Source organism: Acidovorax sp. LjRoot194 (assembly GCF_964253015.1).
GTDB lineage: Bacteria > Pseudomonadota > Gammaproteobacteria > Burkholderiales > Burkholderiaceae_C > Acidovorax.
In genome coordinates, this window is record NZ_CAXUQB020000003.1 from 1 (window position 1) to 5,394 (window position 5,394).

A 5,394-nucleotide genomic window follows, 5' to 3' on the forward strand; every position below is an offset into this window, starting at 1 on the left:
CTTCATCCAGCCGCTGACAATGTTCGCGTAGTACTCCCACTCGCCGTTGATGACATAGACGTTTGTCGCGGCCAGGCGCTCCAAGCTCTGCATCACGCGCTCGTATTTTCCGCCGCCCGTGTCGCCGGTGAGGAGCTTGGTGATTTCGTACTTGGTGAACTTGGCCACCGCTGCTTTGGGCACCTGTGGGCCATCTTCAAAGAGCGATAGCTGCTTGTCGAAGTCCGTCATCAAACCCGTGCGCAACCCCTTCCCCAAGGGGGTTGCAGGGGCATGGTCCACAGTGGTCTCACTGCGCGTTGCTATTGCGATGAGAGCAAGGAGGGTGGTCAAGTCGAAGCTATCGAGCAGGTAGTGGCCTTTGAAGCGCAGCGTGGTGCTACCAAAGGTCGTTTCTGTTTCCCATCGTTGATGCCGTTTGCCATGCTCCATGAGTGTCCTGGGCAACGGCCTGAACACGCCAGGCGCTTGCGCGGTGGTGGGGTCGTGCTTCACCTCTTTGAACGTGGCCACGCGCTTGTCCATGCGCTCCTTGGACTTCTTCAACAGGTCGGCCAGCTTCGGCGCTTTTTTCGTCTCGGTGTTCATAGTATTAACTCCCCGCCTGCGCCGTGGCGCTCCAATGTTTTTTGCTTTTTCGCCTTCGTGTTCGGCTGTAGATCCGTTGCCACCAGCACGCCGCTGCCGGTCTGTTTTTGATACCAAAGTGGCGCCACGTGCGACCCGTGGTTGAGCTTGGTGGAGCCGTAGCGCACATAGGCGAAACGGTCCGACACACCCATGGCCTTGGCCTCTTCTTCGGTCATCGACTGCATGAAGAAAGCGCACCGGATGTTGTCCACCAAAGCGGTGGCACCTCGGGCCGATTGCTGCATGTCCATTTGCCCATTCAGAACGGCCGATTTGGCGGCGTGGTGGAGCATCAGGACCGAGCAACGGGTGGACCGTGCCAGGCGCTGCGCGTTGCCCACCACGGCGGCCATTTCGCTGGTCTTGTTCTCGTCCCCGGTGTGGCTCATAGAGAGCGTGTCGAGGATGAGCAACCGGCGCGTTGTGGCGCATGCAGTGAGGTCGATACCGGCGCTTGCCATCGTGAGCAAATCGAAGTCTCCACGGGTGCCCGAGATGATGGTCAGGTTGTCGTCGATGGCCTGCAAAACGTCGAGGCGTTGCAGGGTGGGGAAGGTGTTGGCAATGTCGTGCAATCGCCCTTTGACCACTTCCGCGCTGTCCTCCATCGAGAGGTACAACACGCGGCCAGGTTGCAGGCGGTAGCCACCCATGCCGTCCAGCTTCAAAAGGTCGATACCGGTGGCGATGGAGATGGCCGCTTGCAGCGCCCAAAACGACTTGCCAGCAGCACCGGGCGCGACCAGCATGCCGACCTCTGCGACACCCAAACCAGGCAGCACAAAGTCGATGACCGGGCGCGGGCCAAGCATGGCCGCAGCCACTGGCCGGGCCTTGTTGTCGGCGGGCAATTTGATGCCCCTGCGCCACTCGTGATTAGTACCCAAAGCCATAGTCGTCTCCCATAGTTTTTCTGTGCTGTCCGGGCTCATCCCATTCGCCCGTTGTGCGGTCCACCTGCACCAAGCCGCTGCGCTGCTCGGATGGGTCTGGACCAAAATCGTATTCGTAGGGCTGCTCTTCGTTTTGGCGCTCCAAATGCTGGGCCAGCGTTCGCCCCTTTTTGCTCGCGTCCTCCGCCAGAGCCTCGACCTCTTCCAGGGGCATCCCCATATCCACGAACAACTGCATAAGTCGCGCGTCTTCCTCAGTCGGCGGTGTTTTTTTGGTGGGTGCAACGGGTTCCACCACAACGGCGGGCTCCTCGCGTCGGCGTGGCACCTCTGCCATGTCGGGAGCCTTTCCACCCTGCTCTATGAGCCGTTCAGCGCCTTCGCGCCCGTGCGTTCGCATCATGTCGAAATGCAGGGCGTAGTCGTAGTTCATCGTCTTCGATAGAGCACCCCAGGCGAAGGCCTTCCCCAGCTTCCCAGCGGCCACGCCGTGGTCTGCTGGTGCGTTGGCCAACGCAAACGACAAACCAGCCACGCGGCCCTCTTTAACGTTGGCCTTCCAGCGGACACCAGCACGGTCGAGGGCTTGCAGGAAGTCGTCCATGTGGCCCATGTTTTTTGCGAACGCGTGCATCACACGAGCGCGCAGCAGCATGTCCGGCGTGGCCTTGCCGGTGCGTTCGGCTTTCTGCAAGTCCACCCCCTTCGGAGCCGCGATAACCACCGCCCGGGTGTAGTCTGTGGCCGCCATCGCCTTGCGTTGCTGAACACGTTTGAACCCGTGAGTCGTTTCCAATCCTTCCATCACCATTTCCATGCGGCGATAGAGTTGGCCACGGCCTGCCGGGTCGTACACCAAACCATCGGCACCCACGGCGGCGACCACAAAGTGGACGTGTAGGTGGTCGGTGTCCTGGTGGCACACGAAGAGGCCAGGGCGGTAGCTGCCGCCCATCTCTTTCATCAATGACTCGCGAGTCAACTCCACCGCCCGCTCGGGAGTGATTTTGTCGCTGGGGTCCCATGCGAAGGTGCCCATGAGGGCGCGAGGCGTGGCAGCGGTGGCCGGTCGTCCGCGCTTCTGGCTGATGGTCCAAGCGTCCAGCTCCTGCACGAAGCCATCCACCTGCGAAGGTCGTGCCTCCATCTCGTCCGAGTAGAAAGCGGCCACCCGTTCCGATGTAACACGGTCGGACTTTCTCAGAGCTTTGCGCAATTCCTTCCGGCGTGCTTTTTCGACGGTGGGCTCGTTGCCTGTTTCCTTCTTTGGGGAAATGCAGTAGTTGATGTATTTCTTCAACTCGGCAATGCTGCTATTTTTCTTTACATCGGCAATCATTAAAACCCCCGCAATTTTTGAAGAGCTTCATTGACCACAGCGCGCACTTGGTCGGCCTCTTTCACCACGGCCTCAAAGGCCACCAGCGTGCGGTCGCCGTTGTTCACGGCGCGGGCAATTTGATTCAGGTTGTTGCCCACGCGGGCCAGCAGACCAATGGCGGCCTGGTCGAATGCCGGTAGCCTGGTGGGCAGCGGCGTGGAGCGCACCAGGTTGCGAAGCACCTCGGCACGCGAGAGGCCAGAGGCCTCGGCCAGTTGGCCAAGGTGGGCATGCTCCTCGGGGGTGAAGCGGAAGGCCGTGGCCTTGCTGTGCGTTAGCTTTTTGGTAGGTTTGGCACCGCTCGCTGTAATCGTCTCGTTCATCATCATCATCTCCATTTTGTTAGGTCTAACCAGCGGCGGCTCTTGTTGCCGAAGGCACAGGGGGGACCCATCCAAGCGATAGCGCCGGGATGGGGGGACGTGTTGTAGGGCTCGAAGAGCAATACAACACATATGGTCCCTGATAGTCCCAACCCCCCGAACATTGAGGTAACGCCAACATATTGACGGCGGTTAGGCTAAGCCTGTGCATAGCGGCTTTCGCTCCTACGCTATTCCAAAGTAACAGAAAAAACTCGAAAGTCAATATTTCGTACGCTACGCTAGCATAAGCGGAGCTAAGGTAATCGACTCGCGAGTTCATAGCATCATCCCAGGCGGATGGTGTACCGGGCGCGCAGCACCTTGATGATGCGGCCAGCCTGTTTGCGGGCTTCGGTCGCCACCGGCACCTCGGGGGTTTCGACGTTACTAGCCAAGGTGCGAAGCGACTTGGCCAGGAGGTCGGACAGAACAGCGGTCGATAGTTTGTCGAGCGCATCGGCACTCTCTGCCTGCAATTTCCTAACGCGAGTCCGATAGGCCTTCATTGCCTCGGCCTTGTCAGCGTAGAGGCGCGGTCGGCCAGGTTTGCCTGGCACGGCCACCGGCTCGGAGACTCGCGAGTCTGATTTAATTTTGACTTGCGAGTCGTTATTATTATCAACTTGCGAGTTGATAATATTTTCGGCTTGCGAGCTAATTTCAGTTTTAGCTCGTGAGTTGATATCGTCCATACTTATCTCCAATTTAGATTAAAGCCCGTGAGTCGTATAGCTTATAAACTCACGGGTGTAAACATAAATTAACTCACGTTACCTTATTTGTCAAGAAAAACCAGGGCGCCCTACCGTTCGTCGGGAAGAGGCCTCCGGCCCGCCCCTAGGGGGCTCCTCCGCGTGAGGCGTGCCGCCTCCCGACCACCTGGGCTGCGCCCCCTGTGCGCGTTCGCGCACGGGCTCCTGCTCAGTGCTGAGCAGAAGGAAATTTTGGGCCAGGCATGGCTGTCCGGCTTCGGTTTTCTGAAATTGAAAAATCTGTCTTGGCAAGCGAAGCGCGTCAGGCCGTAGGCACGGCCCGCTGTGGGCAAAGTGCCGCCGACGTGTGGGCATGTGGGCAACCCGCAGGGTTGTCCAAGCCGGCAGAGCCGGCGGCATGTCCACGCTAGGGGCACTTTGTCCAAGAGGAAAAACCGCCGCTCGGCACGGCGGTGGGCAACGCGCAGCGTTGTCCACGGTCGGGACGGAGGGGTTTTGCCTCGGCAGCGAGAACAAACAGGGCGGTGGTTCACCCCTCTTCTGGCGGCCTGGTGAGGGGTAACGATGCGCGACCGAGGTCGCTGGCTTTTCTTGGCCCGACGACCCCGGAGGGGGAGGAGTTGCCTCGGCGTAGCCGAGTCGCCCCCGGACCGACGCTAGGCCGAAGGCCGACGCAAGGAGGGTAGGGGTGTGCTCGGAGCCCGTAGGGCGACCCGACTAGGGGGGTCGAAGACACCCCTATATATCTCTTATAGGGATATAAGAGATATAGAGAACGAAAACCCTCTGGGAACCCGCATGGATGCTGGGTTTCAAAAAGTGGCCGGGGGATTAAAGCCGATAGTCCGGGGGATTAAAGCCGATAGTTCGGGGGATTAAAGCCGATAGTTCGGGGGCTTGCAGCCGATACCCTGGCGGGGTGTTTCGGGGCCGTTTCGTTGGTCACCGACGCAAACGCCGACAGAGGCCACCAGGCTCCAAACCCTGGCAAACCCCTGTCGGCGGTGTCTTGACGGCCTTGGCGGGCCGTTTTGGCCCTGTCCTGGGCCTTAGAGCAGGCTACCTTTCCGTGCGACGGTGATGCGGTCGCCCTTGGCAGTGATGACCCAGCCGTCGAGCTGGGCCAAGTCGGCCAAGCCATCGCGGATGCCTTTGCGCTGGTCGCGTAGCTTTTGGCCATCGCCTGCCGCTGCGTCGTGGGAGTAGATAAAACTCACGAGTGTATTTATGGGGAAAACCTGCGATTTCCCCTCGAACACGCGGGTCGATAGAAGGGGGTAGAGCAGCTTGCCAACCTGCGTTTTGAGGGTCAGCACGCGGTCTAGCGTCAAACGGACGTACTGCGCATCGCCCTGGCTTCGCATGGCCTGAGTAAGCAGCGGGTGGATGGCGACGGCCAAGGCTTCGCTGTT

At 59.8% G+C, this 5,394-nt stretch carries 6 protein-coding genes; all 6 read right to left on the minus strand.

Features of this window, described 5'->3' with window-relative positions; translation table 11 throughout:
- Positions 1-588: replication protein C, IncQ-type (gene repC, locus ACSQ3N_RS27315; protein WP_436148034.1), on the minus strand; the 588-nt coding region annotated here is incomplete at its 3' end.
- Entirely contained in the window at positions 585-1,523 is a 939-nt protein-coding gene (locus ACSQ3N_RS27320) for a helicase RepA family protein (RefSeq protein WP_436148035.1), read from the minus strand. The genes ACSQ3N_RS27320 and repC (ACSQ3N_RS27315), both read right to left, overlap by 4 nt.
- On the minus strand, positions 1,507-2,862 hold the full coding sequence (locus tag ACSQ3N_RS27325) for a relaxase/mobilization nuclease domain-containing protein (protein ID WP_436148036.1): 1,356 nt from the start codon (positions 2,860-2,862) through the stop codon (positions 1,507-1,509). Before ACSQ3N_RS27325 ends, ACSQ3N_RS27320 begins: the two co-directional genes overlap by 17 nt.
- Positions 2,862-3,227, minus strand: coding sequence for a plasmid mobilization protein (locus ACSQ3N_RS27330; RefSeq protein ID WP_436148037.1), 366 nt, complete (start codon positions 3,225-3,227; stop codon positions 2,862-2,864). Before ACSQ3N_RS27330 ends, ACSQ3N_RS27325 begins: the two co-directional genes overlap by 1 nt.
- A gap of 326 nt (positions 3,228-3,553) precedes the next feature.
- On the minus strand, positions 3,554-3,961 hold the full coding sequence (locus ACSQ3N_RS27335) for a hypothetical protein (RefSeq protein ID WP_436148038.1): 408 nt from the start codon (positions 3,959-3,961) through the stop codon (positions 3,554-3,556).
- 1,070 nt (positions 3,962-5,031) lie between these two features.
- Positions 5,032-5,394, minus strand: a 363-nt coding sequence (gene repC, locus ACSQ3N_RS27340; RefSeq protein ID WP_436148039.1) for a replication protein C, IncQ-type, incomplete at its 5' end; no start/stop codon positions are given.